Origin of the sequence: Microbispora siamensis (genome assembly GCF_016863095.1) — a bacterium.
GTDB lineage: Bacteria > Actinomycetota > Actinomycetes > Streptosporangiales > Streptosporangiaceae > Microbispora > Microbispora siamensis.
Genome location: NZ_BOOF01000033.1, coordinates 39,113 through 60,200 on the forward strand (window position 1 = coordinate 39,113; position 21,088 = coordinate 60,200).

14 protein-coding genes are annotated in these 21,088 nt (G+C 73.8%); 7 read left to right on the forward strand and 7 right to left on the reverse strand.

Going from position 1 to position 21,088, the window contains the following annotated elements:
• Positions 1–75 precede the first annotated feature (75 nt).
• Both Msi02_RS26915 and Msi02_RS26920 read left to right on the forward strand, forming a co-directional pair.
• Positions 76–669, forward strand: a complete 594-nt coding sequence (locus Msi02_RS26915; protein ID WP_204050847.1) for a TetR/AcrR family transcriptional regulator — start codon at positions 76–78, stop codon at positions 667–669.
• A gap of 204 nt (positions 670–873) precedes the next feature.
• Positions 874–2,331 carry an alpha/beta fold hydrolase gene (locus Msi02_RS26920; RefSeq protein WP_204050848.1) on the forward strand — a complete coding sequence of 486 codons (1,458 nt, stop codon included), beginning with the start codon at positions 874–876 and terminating at the stop codon, positions 2,329–2,331.
• A gap of 69 nt (positions 2,332–2,400) precedes the next feature.
• Here the strand turns inward: Msi02_RS26920 and Msi02_RS26925 are convergent, their stop codons facing one another.
• The 5 genes from Msi02_RS26925 to Msi02_RS26945 all read right to left on the reverse strand — a co-directional run bounded on the left by Msi02_RS26925 (position 2,401) and on the right by Msi02_RS26945 (position 9,786).
• The gene (locus Msi02_RS26925; RefSeq protein WP_204050849.1) at positions 2,401–3,048 is read right to left on the reverse strand and encodes a hemerythrin domain-containing protein; all 648 of its coding nucleotides are present in this window, start codon (positions 3,046–3,048) and stop codon (positions 2,401–2,403) included.
• 157 nt (positions 3,049–3,205) lie between these two features.
• The gene (locus Msi02_RS26930) at positions 3,206–6,505 is read right to left on the reverse strand and encodes an ATP-binding protein (protein ID WP_204050850.1); all 3,300 of its coding nucleotides are present in this window, start codon (positions 6,503–6,505) and stop codon (positions 3,206–3,208) included.
• Positions 6,506–6,545: 40 nt separating this feature from the next.
• Positions 6,546–7,862, reverse strand: coding sequence for an amidohydrolase family protein (locus Msi02_RS26935; protein WP_204050851.1), 1,317 nt, complete (start codon positions 7,860–7,862; stop codon positions 6,546–6,548).
• A 113-nt stretch (positions 7,863–7,975) separates the two neighbouring features.
• Complete coding sequence (mctP, locus tag Msi02_RS26940) at positions 7,976–9,568, reverse strand: monocarboxylate uptake permease MctP (protein WP_204050852.1); 1,593 nt, start codon at positions 9,566–9,568, stop codon at positions 7,976–7,978.
• Positions 9,565–9,786: a DUF3311 domain-containing protein gene (locus Msi02_RS26945; RefSeq protein WP_204050853.1), complete on the reverse strand. Its 222-nt coding sequence runs from the start codon at positions 9,784–9,786 to the stop codon at positions 9,565–9,567. The genes mctP and Msi02_RS26945 overlap by 4 nt, the downstream gene beginning before the upstream one ends.
• Positions 9,787–10,040: 254 nt before the next feature.
• On the opposite strand from Msi02_RS26945, the gene Msi02_RS26950 reads away from it, so the two are divergent.
• Positions 10,041–10,568, forward strand: a complete 528-nt coding sequence (locus Msi02_RS26950; protein ID WP_204050854.1) for a DUF1697 domain-containing protein — start codon at positions 10,041–10,043, stop codon at positions 10,566–10,568.
• A gap of 27 nt (positions 10,569–10,595) precedes the next feature.
• Here Msi02_RS26950 and Msi02_RS26955 read toward each other — a convergent pair whose 3' ends face one another.
• Positions 10,596–14,207, reverse strand: coding sequence for a CHAT domain-containing protein (locus Msi02_RS26955; protein ID WP_204050855.1), 3,612 nt, complete (start codon positions 14,205–14,207; stop codon positions 10,596–10,598).
• Between the two features lie 110 nt (positions 14,208–14,317).
• Here Msi02_RS26955 and Msi02_RS26960 point away from each other — a divergent pair, with 110 nt between their 5' ends.
• Positions 14,318–14,689, forward strand: coding sequence for a hypothetical protein (locus Msi02_RS26960; RefSeq protein ID WP_204050856.1), 372 nt, complete (start codon positions 14,318–14,320; stop codon positions 14,687–14,689).
• Between the two features lies 1 nt (position 14,690).
• Positions 14,691–15,647 carry a hypothetical protein gene (locus Msi02_RS26965; protein ID WP_204050857.1) on the forward strand — a complete coding sequence of 319 codons (957 nt, stop codon included), beginning with the start codon at positions 14,691–14,693 and terminating at the stop codon, positions 15,645–15,647.
• 32 nt (positions 15,648–15,679) lie between these two features.
• Here the strand turns inward: Msi02_RS26965 and Msi02_RS26970 are convergent, their stop codons facing one another.
• Positions 15,680–17,341: a CocE/NonD family hydrolase gene (locus Msi02_RS26970; protein WP_204050858.1), complete on the reverse strand. Its 1,662-nt coding sequence runs from the start codon at positions 17,339–17,341 to the stop codon at positions 15,680–15,682.
• Between the two features lie 282 nt (positions 17,342–17,623).
• Here Msi02_RS26970 and Msi02_RS26975 point away from each other — a divergent pair, with 282 nt between their 5' ends.
• Both Msi02_RS26975 and Msi02_RS26980 read left to right on the forward strand, forming a co-directional pair.
• On the forward strand, positions 17,624–19,759 hold the full coding sequence (locus Msi02_RS26975) for an anthranilate synthase component I (RefSeq protein WP_204050859.1): 2,136 nt from the start codon (positions 17,624–17,626) through the stop codon (positions 19,757–19,759).
• A 58-nt stretch (positions 19,760–19,817) separates the two neighbouring features.
• Positions 19,818–21,074: an amidohydrolase family protein gene (locus Msi02_RS26980; RefSeq protein WP_239108740.1), complete on the forward strand. Its 1,257-nt coding sequence runs from the start codon at positions 19,818–19,820 to the stop codon at positions 21,072–21,074.
• Positions 21,075–21,088: the final 14 nt, after the last annotated feature.

Sequence of the window (21,088 nt, forward strand, 5' to 3'; positions counted from 1 at the left end):
GATCGCGCGAGCCGCACCCGCAGACTAGACAGTGTCTAGTATCTAGTCAATGTCTAGATTCAGTACGATGAGGTCGTGACCGCTCGGCCTTTCCACCATGGCAATCTCCGTGCCGTGCTGCTCGACCGGGCGGAGGCGGTGCTGCGCGAGCGTGGGATCGACGCCCTGTCCCTCCGGGAACTGGCGCGTGAGGCGGGCGTCAGTCATGGAGCCCCCCGGAGCCATTTCATCGATCGGAGTGCGCTCCTCGACGCGCTGGCGGAACGGGGCTTCGTCCGGCTCGCCGACGAGATTCGCGAGGCGGCTGCGAGCGAGCCCGACGACCACGCACGCGCCCTTCATGCGGCGGCCTCGGCGTACGTGAGGTTCGCCGTGAGGGAGCCGGCACTGCTCGATCTCATGTTCGCGGCGAAGGTGGACGCCCCGTCGCAGGCGGTCCTAAGCGCCGCGGAGCGCCTGTTCGACACCATGACCGGCATCATGAGCGCGGGTGTCGGAGCGGGCGCCTATGACGCGGGCGACGTCGGCCGGCTGACGCTGCTGCTGGCCGCGACCTTTCAGGGCATCTCGGCGCTCGTCACGTCCCGGCGGATCACGATGTCTCAGGGCGAGGCGCTCATCGACGACGCGATCACCCGCTTCCTCGTGGGGCCGTCGGCCGGGCGGTAGTCGTACCGCGGATACGGTCCGCTCGGGCGGGCGCGGTTCCCGCTCGTGCAGGTGCCCGATGATCGCGCACTGTCCGTTCCGGCGCTCCCTCCTGCCCGCGGGGGGATGTCCCTACGCCCCATCGGGGGGCCTCTCGGATTTCGCCCGGCATGCGTCTCGACGAGCGTGAGGGAGAACGGCACAACCCGAAGGAGGGCACGACGCATGCGTGGCAGAACACGACTCGTGGCCGCCGGGCTCGCGACGGCGGCGATGACGGCCGGGCTCGTCCCGGCGCAGGCGCGGGCCGCGGGCGACCGGCCGGTCATCGAATGGACGGCCTGCGCCGAGGGCGGGTTCCCGGCGGGAACGCGGTGCGGCACGCTCGACGTGCCGCTCGACTGGGCGCATCCGGACGGCAGGACGACGACCCTGCGCATCGCGCGGCTGCCGGCCACCGATCCCGCCCGCCGGATCGGCAGCGTGCTGCACATCCCCGGCGGCCCCGGCAACAGCGGGATCGAGGACATCGAACAGGCGGCGGGCGACCTCGCCGGGATCCGGGAGCGCTTCGACCTCATCGCCTACGATCCGCGCAACACCGGGCTCGCCGCCAAACTGCCCGAGTCCTGCGCGCAGCCGGCGGTGCCGGCTCTGACCGAGCCCCGCGACCGGGCCGAGTACGATGCCCAGGCCGCGGCGATCGCCGCGGCCATCCGCGGGTGCCGGGCCGAGGACCGCAGCGGGCTGTACGGCAGGCTCGACTCGGTGTCGGTGGCCCGCGACACGGAGGCGATCCGCGTGGCCCTGGGAGAGCCACGGCTCAGTTTCATGACCGAGTCCGCCGGAGGGGTGCCGGCCGAGGCCTATCTACGGCTGTTCCCGGAACGCGTCCGCGCCATGTACCTGGACGGCGTGGTCGACCAGACCGCCGGCTGGACGAACCAGAGCCTGCTGGGCTACCGGGACCTGCAGCGGATATTCGGCCGCTTCACCGCCTGGTGCGCGCAGACCGCCCCCTGCGCCCTGCACGGCGAGGACGCCGGGAAGGTCTGGCGCGACCTCATCGCGCGGGCCGACAGGTCGCCGATCCCGGTCACCTCGGAGCGGTTCGGCCGGGGAAAGCTGACCGGCTCCTCCCTACGGTGGTTCGGGTTCGCCCCCGATCCCGGGCCCGGCGACTCCCGATGGCTCGCGTTCGCCGAGGCGGTGGACAAGGCCCGGCACGGCGACGGCTCGGGCTTCGCCGACGCCGCCCTCGGCAACGCCCGCGTCTGGACGATGCCCCTCATACTCGGCATGACCTGCGCCGACGACCGGGGCTACCACGGGTACGAGGAGTACGTCAGGGTACGCCGCGAGGCACGGAGGGTCTCGCCGAACTTCGGCGGCGCGGACCCCGACGCGCTCGGCTGCGCGGGGTGGCCGCTGCCGATCGCGAACCCGTCCCGGCCCCTGCCGGTCCGCGGTCTGCCGCCGCTGCTCGGCGCGGGCACCTGGGGCGACTTCGCGTGGACCGACAGCCTGGTCCGGCGGGTCCCCGGCTCGGCCACCGTGCGGTACCACGGGCCCGGCCACGTGCTCTACCTCTCCGGCAACCGGTGCGCGATCGGGCACGCCACGCGGTATCTCACGGACCTGACGCTGCCCCCGCCCGGCACCGTCTGCCTCCCCGGCGACTGACCGGGGTCCCCGGGCGCGGCCTCCGCACCGCCGTGGCGGAGGCCGCCGGCCGGGTCACCCGTACACCTGTCACCCGTATACCTGGGAGACCCGGCGTTCGTAGGCGCGGCGCCAGGAGAGCCGGTAGAGGATCCGCATGATGGCCGGAGCGGTCCTGAAGATGTGGTCGCGGTCGGCGGGGGTGGCGAGGTCGAGCAGCCAGGCGGCCAGCATCGGCAGATCGCGGCCGTGGCTCTTGGTGACCTTCTTGCCCGACTCCTCCCACCAGGCCGCGCTGACGTGCTCCCTGATCAGCGGGACGACCTCGGACTCCTCCAGGTCGAGGTGGGTGTTCAGCAACCGGTCGAGCGCGCGTAGGTCGGCCGCGACCTCGGGGGCCGGCCTGCCGCCGCCGGAGAGCCTGCCGATGACCGTGTCCATCTCCTGGTGGTCGGCCTCCAGCCGGTCCAGCGTCGCGGCGGCTTGCGGGACGAGACCGCGCAGCAGCGGCCAGATCGCCTCGTCCTCCTCGGTGTGGTGATGGTGCAGGGCGCGCAGCAGCAGCGCGAGGTGCTCGTCGACGATCCCGCGGCGCCGCTCGTCGCGGGGGTCGCAGCGGTCGAGGACCTCGGCCAGCCTGCCGAACTCGCGCCGCAGGCCGGCGTGGAAGACGAGGAACGTGACGAGGTCGGGAGCGGGGTCGCCCGGTCGGCGCCGGGTCTGCGTCGGTGTTGTCATGGCTTCACGATGGAGCCGCCGCCTTCACCGCCACTCAACGGCCACTTGCGGCCCACTCCCGGCGGCGACGCCGTACGGAAGGATCGCCGCGGCGGCGGGGTGGTCGCGGCGCGGCCTGCGGCGTCCCCGGCCGCGGGCTGAGGCCGGACGCGCCGGGTCAGCGCGCGAGCCGGTCGCGTTCGCGGGCGATGCGGGCGGCCCACCAGGTGAGCCCGTTCGCCGCGCAGCGCTTCTGCGCCGCCTCCAGATGCGCCCGCGCCGTCTCCGGCCCGGCCGCCCGGCCGAGGTGCGCCATTCGGCCCAGGTAGTAGCCGACGGGCCCGGCGCAGAACGTCCCCGCCCCGAAGGCGATCCTGTCCTCGTACGGCAGGAGCCTGCGGTAGGTGCGGGCGCACGCCTCGTGGTCGCCCGCGACGATCTGGGCCTCGCCCTGCAGGCACAGTCCCGGCAGCTCGCCGAAGTCGCGCGGCAGCGGGTGCCAGCCCTGCTCACGCGCCGCCTCGGCCGCCGTGCGGTCGCCCCGCCAGTCGCCGATGAGCACGCCCATCACCTGCCGGTGGGCGGGGAAGGGGGAGTAGTGCGCCATCAACTCCTCGGCGCCGTCGAAGTCCCCCATCGCGAAGTGCCGGGTGAGCAGCGCCGACGAGAGCGTGCTGCTCGTGTGCCACAGGTTGAGCCGTTCCCCGGCCTCGGCCGCCGCGGCGTACGCGTTGCCCGCGCCCTCGAAGTCGCCGTCGAGCAGGCGCCGGGTCCCGGTCCAGATCAGGTGCTGGAACCGGGGCCAGGGCAGGTCGAGCCGCTCGACCAGCACTCCCGCCCGCTCGGCGGCCCGGTCGGCGCCGGCCATGTCGAACAGGTCGATCCGGGTCCGCTCCCTGATCATGTAGCCGAGCAGTTCGAACCCGGGCAGCCCGAGCCCGGTGAGCTCCTCGCCGATCGCGTCGAGCTCCGCCATGTACTCGGGGAGCTGCACGCCCAGATACCGCGCGTTCAGAGTGATCGCCAGCAGTTCCGGGCCGGCCTCCCCGGAGACCGCCAGACGGCGGGCCATCGCCAGCGCCTCGGCCGTGGCGGTGTCGCAGCGGGGGTCGGCCGAGCCGTCGTAACGTTCCATCCCCAGGCACCCGAGCAGCCTGCAGCGCAGTTCCGAGTCCCCCTCCGGCAGCGCGGCGAGGGCGTCCTCGATGCGCCGCACGGTGTGCAGCTCGATGTCGCCGTAGGTGTAGAACTTCCACAAACCCGGGGCGTCCAGACTGGTCAGCGCCCGCGCGGCGAGCAGCGGGTCGCCCGACCTGTCGGCCGCCAGCACCGCCTCCGCCCGGGTCTGCCGGGCCGAGAAGCCGTGACCGGCGGCGAGCTGCGCGCGCACCAGCTGGAGCAGGAGCTCGACGTGCTCGCGGGGGTCCGCGCCGGGCAGCGTCCCGTGCGCCTCGGCCGCCCGGCGCCACCACTGCGCGGCGTCCTCGTACGCGTGCCGCCCGGCCGCCTGCACCCCGGTGGCCGAGGCCCAGCGCACCGCGTCGGCCACGGCGGCGGGCCCGGCGGCCAGCGCGTGCCTGGCGAGGGCCGCCAGGTCCGCCACCGGCCGTAGTTCGAGCGCCCGGAGGGCGGCCAGGTGCAGCCCCGCGCGGCGGCGCGGGGGGATGTCGCCGTACACGGTCTCCCTGACCAGGTCGTGGGTGAAGCGCAGGTCCTCGTCCAGAATGCGGATGGCGGTCGCGGCGTCGAGCGCCTCGTCCACGTCCGCGCCCGAGGCGTCCGCGACGACCTCGGCCAGCAGCCGCCGGTCCGCGCCTGTGCCGAGCACGGCCGCCGCGTCGATGGCGGGGCGGTGCCGGGCGGGCAGGCCGAGCAGGCGGCGGCGCAGGACGTCGGCCAGGCCCTCTGGCACCCCGGTGAGCGCCCTCTCGAAGCCCTGGTCCTCGGCCAGGCGGAGGGTCTCGCGGATGAACAGCGGGTTGCCCCGGGTGCGCTCGGCGAGCGCCGCCACGCTCGCCGCATCGCGCAGCCCCGACAGTTCGGCGACCGCGGCGGGGTCGAGCCCGGCGAGCGGCAGGCGGAGGGCGTCGTGCCGCCCGAGCAGGCCGAGCGTGTCGTACACCGCGGCCGGACCCTCGCCGGACCGCACGGTGATCACGATGGCGACCGCGCCGCGCAGCAGCAACGCGAGGTCGGACAGCAGGCCCAGCGACGCCTTGTCGGCCCACTGAAGGTCGTCGATCATCACGAGCAGCGGCCGGTCGGCCGCGGCCGTCTCCAGGTACGCCGCGGTCGCCTGGTGCAGCCGGAACCGGGCCTCGCTCGCCTCGGCGGGCCGTCCGGGCCCCGGGGCGGGGTCGTCTTCCGGGGCGGCGTCGCCGAGCAGCACCCGCAGGGCGGCGGCCTGCGCGGGGGAAGGGGGGACCCGGGCGGCGATGTCCCTGACGACCTGCTGCCACGGCCACAGCGCGGGCGCGCCGGAGGTCTCGTGACACCTGCCCCAGGCGACCAGCCAGCCCTCGGCGGCCCGCCGCTCCGCGAACGCCTCCGCCAGCCACGTCTTGCCGATCCCCGGCTCGCCGGAGATCACCGCGATCCTCGGCGCGCGCCGTGCCACTCCCCGGACCAGCTCCCGCGCCAGCTCGTCGAGCCGGTCGAGCTGCGTCCCCCGGCCGACGGCGCGCCGCTCCGGCCGGTCCTCCCGTGCTGCCCCGGCCTGTGCTGCCTCCATCCGCGCCGCCGGGTCCCGCCGGCCGGGGGCGGGGCCGTCGAGGGCCGGGTCCTGGGTGAGGATCGCCTCCTCCAGGCGCCGCAGCGCCGGGCCGGGGTCGAGGCCGAGATCCTCGGCCAGGTGAGCCCGGGCCGTACGCAGCGCCTCAAGGGCGTCCGCCTGCCGCCCCAGGGCGTAGAGCGTGCGGGCGAGCAGCTCCCACAGCCCCTCGCGCAGGGGGTGCGCGGCCACCAGGGCCTCCAGCTCGCCCACCACGTGCGGGTCGCCCACCCGCCCCGCCAGGAGCCGTTCCCGCGTCACCAGATGCGCCTCGGCGAGCCGCTCGATCTCCGGCCGGAGCCAGGGCACGTCGCCGAACTCCTCGTACGGCATACCGCGCCACAGGGCCAAGGCGCGTTCCGGCTCGCCGGCCTGGGCCAGGCGGACGAACTCGTCGGCGTCCACCTCATAGGGCCCGAGCGCGTACCCCGGAGGGCGGCTGACGAGCACGGACGAGGGCGTGCGGGGAGCACGGCCGGGTTCGAGCACCCGGCGCAGGTTGGAGATGTAGCTGTGCAGCGTGCTCTGGGCGCGCGGCGGCGGCGTGCCGTCGTACAGGTCGTCGAGGATCGCGTCCACCGACACCGTCGCGCCCCTGGCGATCAACAGGCGGGCCACCAGCAACCGGGGCCGCGGCCCGCCGAGGTCGACGGAGACGCCGTCGACGTACGCCTCGACCGGGCCGAGCACCCGGAACATGACCGCCATGCCGGGATTGTGCCACGATCATCCCGACGAGACTGAGCCCTCAGACGGAGAGCGCGGGCACGGTCTCGCGGAGGTGGGCGAGGCTCGCGGCCGCGGCGTCCATGGCCCGCCCGACCGGCCCGGTGAGCACGCCGTCCCGCTTGACGACCACGCCGTCGCAGACGACCGTGCGGACCAGCCCGGGGTGGCCGGCGAGGACGACGGCGGCGCGCGGATCCAGCAACGGCGCCATGGCGGGGGTGCCCGCCTCGACCACGATCAGGTCGGCCCGCTTTCCGGGCGTGAGGCTGCCGGTGACGGCGGACAGCCCGGCCACCACGGCGCCGTCGGCGGTCACCATGCGCAGCAGGTCGGCGGCGGCCAGCGGCGCCGGGTCCTGCGTGAACCGGTGGTGGGCCAGGGCCGCGCGCATCTGCGTGAACATGTCTCCCGAGGTGGCGACTTCGGTGTCGGCGCTGAGGCCGGTGACGAGGCCCGCCCGCAGGAGCCGGCCGGTCGCGGGCGTGCCGAGCCCGGGCATGGTCATCTCGATGAACGGCGACACGCTCGCGGTCACGCCCGCGTCGGCGGCGGCCTTCAGCTCGTCGTCGCCGGTCGCGCTCGCGTGCACCAGGGTGATCGTCTCGTCGAGCAGGCCCTCGTCGTGCAGCCATCCGACGCTGCCCGCCCTGTCGGCGGAGCCGACGTGCATGGTGACCCGCAGGCCGAGCTCCCGCGCGAGCAGCAGGTCGCGCCGGGCGGCGGCGGGGGCCGACATCTCGGGGCCGCGCGCCGCCAGGGCCATCGTCACGCGGGCGGTGTCGTCGCGGAGCACGTCCCTGATTCGGCGGACGTCGGCGGGAAGCTCCGCGTCGCTGTGGTCGCCCACCCAGGTGAGCGGGTCGACCTGGGGCCAGCCGTAGGCGAAGACCCCGCGGATCCCGCTGTCGCGCAGCGCGGCCACGGCGGCGTCGCTGTGCTCGGGGGTGTTCTGGATGTGGGACCAGTCGACGAGCGTGGTGACCCCGGCCTCCAGCGCGCCGAGCGCGCCGAGCAGGGTGCCTGCGTAGACGTCCTCGGGCCGGAAGTTCGGCCCGAGCTGGAGGAACGCGGCTCCGAGGTAGTCCATCAGGCTCCAGTCCAGCCCGATGTGGCGCAGCGCGGACTGCCAGGTGTGGCGGTGGGTGTCGACCAGGCCCGGCATCACCACGCAGCCCGAGGCGTCCACGACCTCCGCTTCCGGGGACGCTTCGGCGGCGGGGCCGACCGACACGATCACGCCGTCGCGGACGATGACGTCGGCCGGGCCGTCCGGCACCGCCGGGTCCATGCCGATCACGTGGCCGCCGGTGACGATCAGGTCGTTGGTGAGAGGCATCCTTCGCTCCTTCGATGTTCGAGGTGATGCCTCTTTGTGCCACCGCACGCTTGTGGCCGTCTTGACGCGGCGCGCGCCGCCCCGTCAAGCCGGCCACAAGTCCGTACGCATCCTCAGGACGCGGGCGCGGTCGTCTCCAGTTCGTGGACGCGCGGGTCGCCCTGGTCGGCGAAGTAGTCCTCGGGCCTGGTGCCGTCCGGGCCGTCGGCGCTCTTGAACGCGCGGGCCACGAAGGTCCCGAGCACGGCGACGACCAGGTTGACGATCAGCGCGAGGAACCCGGCGTACACCGTGATCTTGGTGTCGAACCCGAGCTGCGACAGCGGGAAGGCCGAGCCACCGAAGTGGGCGTGGTTGGTGGCCGGGTTGGCGATGTTGTACAGCAGCAGCATCCCGGCCGCCATGCCCGCGGCCCAGCCCGCGATGAGGCCGCCCCGGTGGAACCACCGGGTGTAGAGGCCGAGGCCGACCGACGGGAGCGTCTGCAGGATGATCACGCCGCCGATGAGCTGGAGGTCGATCGAGAACTGCGGGTCGATGAGCAGGATGACCAGCACCGCGCCGATCTTCACGACCAGCGACGCGATCTTGCTGACCGTGGCCTCCTGGGCCGCGGTGGCGTTCCGGTTGAGGTACTCCCGGTAGATGTTGCGGGCGAACAGATTGGCCGCCGCGATCGACATGATCGCGGCGGGCACGAGGGCGCCGATGCCGACGGCGGCGAAGGCGACCCCCGCGAACCAGTCGGGGAACACGTTGTCGAACAGCTGGGGCACGATCGTGTTGCTGTCCTTGCCGATCGGCTTGACCCCCGCCGCGATCGCCATGTAGCCGAGCAGCGCGATCAGGCCGAGCAGCAGGCTGTAGGCCGGCAGGGCCGACATGTTCCGCTTGATCACGTTGCGGTTGCGCGAGGCCAGGATGCCGGTGACGCTGTGCGGGTAGAGGAACAGCGCCAGCGCCGAGCCGAAGGCGAGCGTGACGTACTGGAGCTGGTTGTTGGCGTTCAGCAGGGGGCCGTCGCCCGGGTTCGGGGTCGCGTCGAACTTCGCCTTGGCGGCGTCGAAGATCGACGCCCAGCCGCCGAGCTTGGCCGGGATGTAGATGATCGCGACCAGGATCACCAGGTAGATCAGCGAGTCCTTGACGAACGCGATCAGCGCGGGGGCGCGCAGCCCGGACTGGTAGGTGTAGGCCGCGAGGATCGCGAACGCGATGATCAGCGGCAGGTCGCCCGTCAGCCCCATCGTCTTCAGCACCGCCTCGATGCCGACGAGCTGAAGGGCGATGTACGGCATGGTCGCGACGATGCCGGTGATCGCCACGAGCAGCGCCAGCGTGGGGGAGCCGAAGCGCACGCGGACGAAGTCGGCCGGCGTGACGAGGTTGTGCACGTGCGAGACCGACCACAGCCGGACCAGCACGAGCATCACCATCGGATAGACGACCACCGTGTACGGCACGGCGTAGAAGCCCATGGCGCCCGCGCCGAAGATCAGGGCGGGCACGGCCACGAACGTGTAGGCCGTGTAGAGGTCGCCGCCGATCAGGAACCAGGTGATCCAGCTGCCGAAGCTGCGCCCGCCGAGGCCCCACTCGTCGAGGGTGGCGAGGTCGCCGGGGCGGCGCCAGCGGGCAGCCACGAATCCCAGGCCGCTGACGACCAGGAACAGGAGCGTGAAGATGACGATCTCGGTGGTCTTCACCGGTTCCTCCTCGTCGCGCGGTAGACGAGGGTGGTCGTGGTCACGCCGAGGATGATGAAGGCGAGTTGCAGCCAGTAGAACATCGGGATGCCGAACAGCCGCGGTTCGTCGGCGTTGAACAGAGGCGGGATGAGCGGGATCGCGATCGGCAGCAGGAGCAGCCAGTTCAGCGGGCTCCGGTCGGGGTTGCGGCCGCGGTCGGCGCGGGGGGTCGTCACACGTTCTCCAATCGGACACGGACCAGGCGTGACCGGCGGATCCGCGTGACGGGGCCGTCGCGCGGACCAGCGGGACGGTTACTCGGCGGCAGCGTAAGGACCCATGGGTAACAGGGGGATCACCAATCGCCGAACGGTCTTGTTGGCGCGCCCAGCGACGATCGCGGGGGAGGCCCCCGGCCACATGCCGGCCCGATACCTGACGCCGTCTGACAGGAACGGACGGTAGCCTCCCGCCGGAAGGAGGCGATGCGATGCGCTACGTGGCGCTGCTGCGCGGCATCAACGTCAACCCCGCCACCACGCTGGCGATGGCCGACCTCAGGGCATTGCTGGAACGGCTCGGGTACGGGAACGTCCGCACGCACCTGCGCAGCGGGAACGCCCTGTTCATGGCGGACGGGGACGCCGAGTCGATCGCCACCGCGATCGAGCGCGGGCTCCGGGAGGAGTTCGGCCTGTCCGTGGCGGTGATCGTCCGTACGGCCGAGCAGCTTCGCGGCGTGGTTGAGCGCAACCCCCTGGAGGTCCGGGACCCCGCCAGGTTCGCCGTGGTCTTCCTGGCCCGGCCGCCGGACCGGGAGGGGCTGGCGAGCATCGATCCGGCGGCGTACGCCCCTGAGGAGATGCGGATGGGCGAGCGGGAGCTCTACATCTACTTCCCCGACGGGCTGCGGCGTCCCAAGCTGCCGCCGCTCCTGGAGAAGCATTCGACCGGCCCGGCGACCATGCGCAACTGGAACACCGTCACCCGCCTGCTCGCGCTCGCCGAGGACCTCTAGGAGGTATCCCCGGCGACTTTCCGCCCGTCAGGCTCCGGCGTGCAGGTAGGGGGCCCACAGCGAGGGCGTCCGCGGGAGCCGGTCGCGTACGGCGCGCACCGCGTGGTGCAGGGCCTGCGCGGACCGGCCGAGGTCCAGGGCTCCGTTCTCGGTGCGAAGGCCCTGGTAGAAGGCGTCGGCGAGTTCCAGGGTGATCGCGTCGTCGATCTCCCACAGCGTGCCGACGACGTGGCGGACGCCGATGGCCTGGAACGCCGCGGCGAGCGTGATGGCCTCGTCGAGCAGGTCACGTCCCCGGTTCAGCCGCCCGACGAGGGCGGCGAGCTGCGGCAGCTCGGTCCGGGCCGGTTGGGCGAGCTCGACCGTGCCCAGCGTGACGACGCTCATCTGCGCGGTGCTGCAGGCCGACAGGTAGACCAGCTCGGCGCCGCTCAGACCGGCCGCGGCGAGATCGGCCACGGTCAACGGGGCCGTCTCGTGGTCCGCCAGCAGCAGCCTGCTCCTCGCCGGATCGAGGGCCTCGCTCACGCCGTGACATGCGAAGTGGGCGATCGGCGCGTCCGCCATCGCGGCCAGCACCGCGTCGCGGGCAGGGGAGGTCAGCACGAGCGAGCCGGGCAACACGGCACGGAGCAGCTCGGCCTCCTCCGCGGCATAGGGCAGCGGCGCGGCACCCGGGGTCTGCGGCATCGCGACGACCAGGGCCCGGCCGGGGCCGCGCGCCCCGGCGGCCGGGGGCGGACGTCGTGCGTCGAGGAGGGTACGGACCGTCGGAGCGTACGACGAGACAACCCGGTCCAGGACCGTACGGCTGTCGGCGGCGCGGTGGTGGCCGGCCGCGTGGAGCGGGAACACGCTCAGCATGCCGCCGGGCACCCACCAGACCCTCGGCAACGGGGTGCCGGAGTCCGGCGGCGGCGCCGGGCAGCCGAGCGCGTCCAGCACCGGAGCCGCGGCGGCGTCCCACAGCCATTCCAGGGTGGCGTTGATGTCGTCCTGCGCCGCCACCCTCTCCCGCCATCCCGCCTCGGGGTCGACGGCACCCTGCAACGCGGTGAGAAAGGCATGGAACCGCTCGGGCGCGGCGGCGAGACCGGGTAGCGGAAGGTGGTCGACGCCGTCGGGGGTGAGCAGGATCGCGTCGCTGCGGTAGCGGCTGACGTTGAACACCACGATCGGGCCGTCCTCCGCGGCGGCGCACAGCTCGGCCAGGCCGGGCAGCGGCGGGCTCTGCCGTATGCGGCCCAGCAGGATCGACCGGCCGGATTCCAGCAGGCGCAGGGCCCGCAGCGCGGGTGGTTCGGACCCGCCCCGCCGCTGCGGCGGCCCGGCGGAGGGGACGGACAGCGCGAGCGCGGCGGCGTCGGCGGCCAGCCGTGCGTAGGTTCTCAGCTCGTGCTGCCTGTCGCTCCAGCTCGGGCCCGCCGGAATCGTCTCGGGCAGTAGGGCGACCGCGGCCTCCAGCAGGTCCGCGGCGAGTGCCGGCCGCGTGTCGTGTACCAGGTCCGCCGCGGCCCTGGCGGCGGAGATCCGGAGGTCCAGCGGGCCCGACGGGTCGCCGAGCGCGCTCCGGTAGGCGGCCAGCGCCTCTCCGGCGCCTTCGCCCGAACGCTCGGCCCGGGCGCGCAGCGCATTGCCGAGGAAGGCGACGTGCACGGCTCGGTGTGGTGAGCCGTCAGGGGTCGCCTCGACGGCCTCCCGGGCGACGGCGACGGCGGCGTGCAGGTCATCGGGTGCGCCCGTCGCTTTGGAGCGGTCGCCGTGTGCCTCGGCGAGCGTCGCCAGGAAGATCGACCGCGTCGGCGAGCCGGTCGGGGTCGCGTCCACCGCCTCGCGTCCCGCTCTGATCGCCATGTCGAGGTCCGAGACGTCGCCGGTGAGTGTGAAGCGGTCCCGCAGTGCCACGCCGAGGTTGTGCAGCACGCCCGCCCGGAACGGGCGCCCTGCCGGCATCGCGTCCGCGGCGCCCTGGAAGGCCTCGACGGCGGCCTGGAGGTCGTGGAAATCACCCGTACGCCGGTAGCGCACATGGTGTGCCGTGCCCAGGTCCGACAGCAGGGTCGCGCGGCGGGGGTGGCCGGCGGGGACCGCGCCGACGGCCTGCGTGCCCATCTCGACGGCCGCGTCGAGGTCGGCCGACGAGCGGCGGAGTTCGAACCGCAGCCGGAGGGCGAGAGCCAGGTTGCTCATCCGGGCCGGGCGCTCCGGATCACCGGGCGGGGTGGCGTCGACGGCCTCCCGGCCGGCCGACACGGCGCGCTCGATGTCGTCCGACGCGCCGTCCGTCTCATGGCGCCGCAGGAGCGCGAGACACAGATTGTTCAACGCGGCGGCGCGCTCCGGCCGCCCCGGCGGGACGGCGCGAACGGCTTCCTCGCTGAGGGCGAGCGCTCGTTCCAGGTCCTCTCGTCCGCCCGTGACGCCGAAGCGGTCGAGCAGGGAGATGCCGAGATTGGTGAGCGGCGTGCCGCGGTCGTCGCCGGGGGTGCGGGCCAGGGACTCGCCGCCCGCTTCGATGGCGGCCTCGAGATCGTGCGTGTCTCCCGTCTGGTCGAACCTGGTCCGCAGGGCCACGGCGAGGTTGCCGAGGACGTGGTGGGCCGGCCCGTCCCGCGTCGTCAGGGCCTGCCGGTACGCCTCGATCGCGAGGTCCAGGTCGGCGACGTCGCCCGTACGGCGGAACCGTGTGACGAGCAGGACGCCCGCGTTGTACCAGAACCCGGCGGTCCGGAAGGCGGCGATCGCCTCGTCGAGGTCCGCGGCCTCGCCTGTGCGCTCGAACCTCGTGTTCAGCGCGCCTGCCAGGTTGCCCAGGAAGCCGGCGTGGTCGGGGTGGCCGGGCGTGGCGGCGGCCACGGCCCGGCGATTCGCCTCGACGACCTCGTCCAGGTCGGTGGGCGCCTGTGTGACGTCGAACCTGGCGCGCAGCGCCGCGCCGAGCAGCCATTGGTAGGTGCCGTTCCCGGGGACGGCGTCGGCCGCGAGCCGTGCGGCCTCGATCGCCGCGCTCAGATCACCCGGCGCGCCTGTACGGCGGAACCGGTCCAGAAGGGCGCGGCCGAGCCGGTGCCGCTGCTCGGGCACGTCGCCGTCCCGCGACAGGGCCACGGTGACCGCGAGACTCAGCGTCTCGACGGCCTCGTCCAAGAGATCGGCCGAGCCGGTCCGCTCGGCCAGCATCTGCAGGGCGACGCCCCAGCCGCCGATGTACCGGGCCCGGGCGGCGCCGTCGGGCGCGGCCGCGGCCACGATGCGCTGCCAGACGAGGGCGGCGGCCTCCAGGCCGTCCGGCCCCGGCGTCTGCAGCCCTTGCTGGGTCATCGCGATCGCCACGGGTTCGGCGATGTCGGCGAGGACGGGCAGCAGCGGTTCGGGCAGCGGTTCTGCGCCGGCCACGAAACAGCCGACGAAGGCACGCAGGGCGGCCCGCAGCTCGTCGCGGTCCTGGCCTTCGGGCAGGGCACTGTAGCGGTACCAGTGCAGCCAGCCGAGCGCGAACCCGGCGTCGAGGTCCTCGTCGTCGCCGAGCGCCTCCGTCAGCCGGCGGATGTCCGCCGTCACCTCGGGAGCCAATGCGTCCCGGGGTGTCCGGATGCGTGCCAGATGCGCCTGGACGGCGGCGAGGTGCTGTTCCCGCATGACGGCCCCTGTCCCGGCGTCGGACCCGTGCGAGCGTAACGTCCGTGCGGGCCGAGCCGCTTACAGATTGGTGGGTCATCGGCTCCGCCGGGACTCGCCCGGAGGTGAGAATGAGCGATCGGACGGCCGCCGCGATCGGCTATGTCTGCGGCCACCTGGCCGGCATCCGCGAGCATCTGGAGGCACTCGGAGACACCGGGCCGCTCGACCGGCTGCTGGCCGCCGTTCGCTCCGGGGAAGAGGTCGCCGGACCGCTGGACCGGCTGCACGAGGCGCTGGTGGCGGGCGGCGACGTGCTCGGGGTGTACGGCAACGCGGGGCGTGGCCTGCACCCTCTCGCCGTCGAACCCGACCCGGGCGAGTTCGTCTACCTGTGCCCGCAGCGGCGGTGCGCGCGGTATCGCTGGCCCTCTCCCGGCTCCGGCGCCGCGCCGTCCTGCGACATCGGCGGGACGCCGATGACCCGCGAACGGCTGCGCTGACATGGGCGGCCTGCTGGCCGAGCTCGGGAAGAAGCTGGCCGAGCGCTGGCTGACCCTGCTCGTCCTGCCCGGGGCGCTGTACCTCGCCGCCCTGGTCACCGCGGCGACGCTCGGGCATGCCCATCCGTTCGACGAACGTCTCATGACGACCCGGCTGGACCAGTGGACCGTGCCGTACGGCACCGGGCGTGCCGCGGTGCTCCTCACCACGTTCCTGCTGGGGTCGGCCGCGGCCGGGGTGGCCGCGCAGGCCCTGGCCGCCGTGGTCGAACGGCTCTGGCTGGCCGAGGGATGGGGTTCCTGGCCGTCACCGCTGCGGCAGGCCGCCGCCCGGCTCACCCGGCGCCGGCGCTCCCGCTGGTCCCGTGCGGTGAAGGGGTACCACCAGGCAAGGGAGGACGCCGCCGCCGCTCTGGCCCGCGCCCGCCTGGAAGAGGACCCGGTCTCCGGCGTGCCGGGCCGCGCGGCGCCCCCGTCGGGGCTCGACGCCGCACGGCGGCGGCTGCGGCACATCGGCACGGAGGAACCGGAGCGGCCCACGTGGATGGGCGACCGGATGCAGGCGGTCGCGACCCGTTTGGACCGGGAGCTGGACCTCGACCTGGCCACGGTCTGGCCGTACCTGTGGCTGACCGTACCGGAGACCGTCCGCGCCGAGATCACCGCGGCCCGCGAGACGCTCGGCCGGGCCACCACGCTGGCCGGGTGGGGGCTGCTCTACGCGGCGGTGGGGGCGCTGTGGTGGCCGGGCCTGCTCATCGCGGCCGTCGTCTTCGGCACAGGATGGCGCCGCGCCCGTACGGCCGTCGACGCCTACGCCGCGCTGGTCGAGGCGACAGTGCGCCTGCGCACCGCCGCCCTGGCCGGTGACCTGGGCCTGGAGCACACCGGTCCGCTCAGCCCGGCGACCGGCAAGGCCGTCACCGACCTCCTCCGTCACCGCGGGCCGGTGCCGTGAGAGCTACTCGCGGCTCATCATGTGCCGATCGGTCAGAGCAGCGTGGGGAGGATCACCGCGGAGGGATGGCGGGGGTCGTGCAGGATCTCCTGGTCGGAGGCGACCATGGGGGTGCCGGCCGTCAGCGGCGCGCCGGTGCCCGGGTTGCGCGCGATGCGCGGGTAGGCACCGCTCGCCACCTGTACCCGGATGCGGTGGCCGCGGCGGAACCGGTGACCCATCGGCCACAGGTCGATCTCCACCCGGCGCACGCCGTCCTCGTCGCCGCGGTCCGCGGGGGTCAGGCGGCGCACGCCCTCGCAGACGTTCATCGACGTGCCGTCGGGGTGCACGTCGCACACCCGTACGACGAAGTCGGTGTGCTCCCTGCCGGTGCGGACGAACAGTTCGGCGCTCACCGGGCCGATCATGTCGGTGTCCCTGGCGAGCACGTCCGAGGTGTAGACGAGCACGTCACGCCGGGCCTCGAGGCGCCGGTTGTCCCTCGGCTCGGAGTTGCCGATCAGCACGGGGCCGCCGAGCACCGGCGTGGGGTGCGCGGGGTCGTAGCGGTAGCGGTCCGGCTCGCCGCCCGCCGGGTTGTCCCGCGACAGGGCGAAGCCCGGCTGCAGGTGCCAGCGCTCGCGCCGCATCCCGGGCGGCGGCCAGTCGGGCTCGTCCCGCCACTCGTCCGCGCCGGTGACGTACAGCCGGACGGGGGAGGGGCGCAGCCCCGACGGGTCGCCGAGCAGGTGGGCGCGGAACCAGGCCAGGGCGTCGGCGTTGGCGGCCCGCCCGTGGCGGATGTCGGCGTGATACCACGGCCCGATCGTCAGGTAGGGCCGCCGCCCGGCCGCCCGCAGCGCCGCGTAGTCCTTGAGCTGCCAGGGCAGGAACACGTCGTACCAGCCGCCGGTCATCGTGATCTCCGCGCCGACCTGCCCCACGGAAGCGGAGAAGTCCGCCTTGTCCCAGTACGTGCAGAGGGTCTCGCCGTGATGGGCCAGCAGCTCGCGGAAGAACGGCAGCGGCCTGCCCGCCGACAGCAGGTCGAGCTCGTGCAGCGGGCGGCCCGACAGCACGGCCCGCCGCGTGCGCCGGGGCGCGATGAACGCGGCCACGCCGCCCAGCCTGCCCTCCAGGTGCGCGGTCAGCGTCGTCCAGATCAGCGTCGACTCCAGCGCGAACGACCCCCCGACGTACGCGGCGTCGCGGAAGCACGAGGCGGTCACCTGGATGGACATCGCCCGCAGGTCGGGGGTCTCCGCCGCGATCGCCCACTGCGTGTAGCCGAGGTAGGAGGGCCCGTGCATGGCGAAGCTGCCGCCGTACCACGCCTGCGCCCGCATCCACTCGACCGTCGCCAGGCCGTCCTCCTGCTCGTGGACCAGGGGATCGAGCCGCCCGCCGGAGCCGAAGCCGCCCCGGCAGCTCTGCAGCAGCACCTGGAACCCGTGCCGGGCGAAGGTCCAGCCGTACATCCAGCCGATCACCCCGCCCCTGCCGTACGGCGTGCGGATCAGGATCGTCGGCGGCCGGTCGGCGCCGACGGGCGCGTAGTGATCGGCCAGGAGGGTCACGCCGTCCGGCATCGGCACGGGCACGTCACGGCGGACCCGGACCCGGCGGCCCTGCGGCCCGCTCGAACCCCCGCCCGTGCCTCTCGGCCCGCCCGGCTCTCCCGGGCGGCGGCGGTGCACCGGCACGCGGACCATGGCCCCTCCTTCCCCGGCCTCGGGCCGACGGCCCCGCGCCGAGAGTGAGGTTTCCCGACCAGTAACAGAATATCTATCCGCTATTCGCCCTTCCAGTCATGCCGCGTTGCATGATCGCGGCTCCCGCCGCTACCCTTGACGCATGCGAACTCATGCACCCTCCCAGTGGTGGCGCCGCTGACAGGCGGCGTTTTCGCATTCGCGTCGAATAGACCGGCCGCCCCATGAGTGGCGGCCTTCTGTGTGTCCGCCCCGGGGCATACGAAAAAAGGGGCGTGGACAGTGGAGATCAGCGGATATACCACGGCCGGCGGCATCGCGGTCGAGCGCCGGGTGCGCGAGGTGCCCGAGGAGGCGCTGGAGGAGATCGTCACGTCGCTGGGGGAGCGGCGCGGCGGGGCCTTCTCGTCCGGCATGGACTACCCGGGCCGTTACAGCAGATGGGCGTTCGGCTACGTCGATCCCTGCCTGGAGATCGTGGCGCGGGGACGGCGGATCTCCGCCCGCGCGCTCAACGAGCGCGGCCAGGTCGTGCTGCCCGTCGTCGCCTCCTGCCTGCTGGCGGCCGGCAAGCCGGTGTCCGAGCCGACCCATGGCTACGTCGAGGTGCACGTCCCCGAGTCCGAGGACCTGCTGCCCGAGGAGATGCGCAGCCGCAGGCCCACCGTCTTCACCGCCATCCGCGAGATCATCGCGGCCTTCCGGTCCGACGACCCGCACCTCGGCCTGTACGGCGCCTTCGGCTACGACCTGGCCTTCCAGTTCGAGCCGATCCGCTACCGCCTGACCCGCCCGGGCGACCAGCGTGACCTGGTGCTGCACCTGCCCGACCGGCTCGTGGTGATCGACCGGGTCCGCGAGACCAGCGTGGAGTACTGCTACGAGTTCACGGTGGACGGCGCCTCCACCAGCGGCCTGGAGCGCGCAGGCGAGACGATCCCCCTGGTCGCGCCCCGGGAGATCCCGCCGAACCCGGTGAGGGGGACCTACGCCGAGGTCGTCGCCAAGGCCAAGGAGAAGTTCCAGCGCGGCGACCTGTTCGAGGTCGTCCCCGGTCAGGTCTTCCACGGCGCCTGCACCGACCCGTCCGCCTTCTACCGCTCGCTGCGCACCGAGAACCCCGCGCCGTACGAGTTCCTGCTCAACCTCGGCGACGGCGAGCACCTGGTCGGCGCCTCGCCCGAGATGTACGTCCGGGTGACCGGCGACCGCGTCGAGACCTGCCCGATCTCCGGCACCATCGCCCGCGGGGCCAACCCCGTCGAGGACGCCGAGGCCATCCGCACGCTCCTGTCCAGCGTGAAGGAGGAGTCGGAGCTGACCATGTGCACGGACGTTGACCGCAACGACAAGTCGCGGATCTGCGTCCCGGGCAGCGTCCGCGTGATCGGCCGCCGCCAGATCGAGATGTACTCCCGGCTGATCCACACCGTCGACCACATCGAGGGCCGCCTGCGCCCCGAGTTCGACGCCCTCGACGCGTTCCTCACCCACATGTGGGCCGTCACCGTCACCGGCGCCCCCAAGACGTGGGCCATGCAGTTCATCGAGGACCACGAGGAGACCACCCGGCGCTGGTACGGCGGCGCCGTGGGCTTCATCGGCTTCGACGGCTCGATGAACACCGGCCTGACCCTGCGCACCGCGCAGATCCGCGACGGCGTCGCCACCGTGCGCGCCGGGGCCACGCTGCTTTTCGACTCCGACCCCGAGGCCGAGGAGCGGGAGACCGAGCTCAAGGCCAGCGCCCTCCTCGGCGCGCTCGCCGCGTCCGCCCGCCCCCGGGAGGAGGCACCGGCGGAGCCCCGGGCCGACCTGCCGGGCGAGGGCCACCGCGTGCTGCTCGTGGACCACGAGGACTCCTTCGTCAACACGCTCGCCGACTACTTCCGGCAGCAGGGCGCGTCGGTGGTCACGCTGCGGCACGGCTTCCCGCTGGAGAAGCTGGACGAGATCGCCCCCACGCTCGTCGTGCTGTCGCCCGGCCCCGGCTGGCCGTCCGACTTCGGCTGCTCGGCGCTGGTCGAGGCGCTGTACGCCCGGAGGCTGCCGGTGTTCGGGGTGTGCCTGGGCCTGCAGGCCATGGTCGAGCAGGCGGGCGGCACGCTCGAACTGCTGCCCTACCCGGAGCACGGCAAGCGCGGCCGGGTCCGCCGCGAGGGCGACAGCGTGCTGCTCGACGGGCTGCCCGCCGAGTTCGTCGCGGCCCGCTACCACTCCCTGCACGCCAAGGAGCAGGGAGTCAAGGGCTTCCGGGTCACGGCGTACACGCCGGACGGCGCGGCCATGGCGATCGAGGACGCCGAGAACCTGCGCTTCGGCGTGCAGTTCCACCCCGAGTCGATCCTGACCACGCAGGGCGGCGCCGGGGCCCGGATCATCGCCAACGTCCTGCGGCTTTGCGCACGTCATGGCTGAGTAAAGAGGCCGTCTGGGGCGGCGCCGGCACGGCGGGGGAGCCGTAGAGTCCACTGCCGTGCCGGAGCCGAGATCCCACGACATGCTGCCCGTACCCCTTCCCGACGCGGTGCGGGCGGCCCTGTTCGCGCCCGTGGTCGACCAGCACTGCCACGGCGTGCGCCGCGACGACACCACCAGGTCGGGGTTCGAGCAGCTCATCGGCGAAGGCGGCACGCCCGCGCCGCCCGGCACCACGCACTTCGACACCCCGGCCGGCGCCGCCATCCGCCGCTGGTGCGCGCCGGTCCTCGGCCTGGAGCCGCACGCCTCGGCCACCGTCTACCTGTCGCGCCGCGCCGAACTCGGGGCGGCCGAGGTCAACCGGCGGCTGCTGCGCGGCGCCGGGGTGTCGGCCTTCCTGGTCGACACCGGACCCGACGTCCCGGGGCTGCTCTCACCCGCCGAGATGGGACGCCTCGGTTCGGCCGCCGCCGACGAGATCGTCCGGCTGGAGCAGGTCGAGCAGGACGTCGCCGAGGCCGGGCTGCCCGCCGCCGACTACGCCGGGACGCTGCGGGACGAGCTCGCGGCCCGCGCGGCCCGCGCCGCCGCGCTCAAGTCGGTCGCGGCGCACCGCTGCGGCCTCGGCTTCGACCCTTCCCGGCCCTCGCGCGGCAGCGTGATCGCGGCGGCCGGCCGCAGGCTCGCCGACCCCAAGTCGCGCCTGGACGACCCCGTCCTCGTACGGCACCTGCTGTGGGCGGCGGTCGACGTCGCGAGGGAGCGGGGCCTGCCGCTGCAGTTCCACTGTGGTTTGTCCGGCGGGGGCTTGTCCGGCGGTGGTCTGTCCGGCGGGGGCTCGTCCGGCGGTGGTCTGTCCGGCTGGGGTCTGCCCGGCGGTGGTCCGTCGGGCGTCGGTGTGGGCCATCTGGCCGATCCCGCGCTGCTGACCGGGTTCGTCCGCGCCCTCGCCCCGCTCGGGGTGCCGGTCGTCCTGCTGCACTGCTATCCCTACCACCGCCAGGCGGCGTACCTGGCGGCCGTCTTCCCGCACGTCTACGTGGACGCCGGGCCCGCCGTCGCCCACACCGCAGCCGGCTCCGCGCAGGTCCTGCGCGAACTGCTCGAACTCGTCCCGTTCCACAAGCAGATGTACGGCTCCGGCTGCCACGGCGCCGCCGAGCTGTGTTTCCTGGCCGCGCTCTGCCATCGCCGCGGCCTGGCCCGCGTGCTCGCCGACCGGATCGCCGACGGCGAGTGGAGCCCGGCCGACGCCGCCCGGATCGCCCACATGATCGGCTCGGGTAACGCCCGCCGCGTTTACCGCCTCTGAAATCCGGAAGCCCC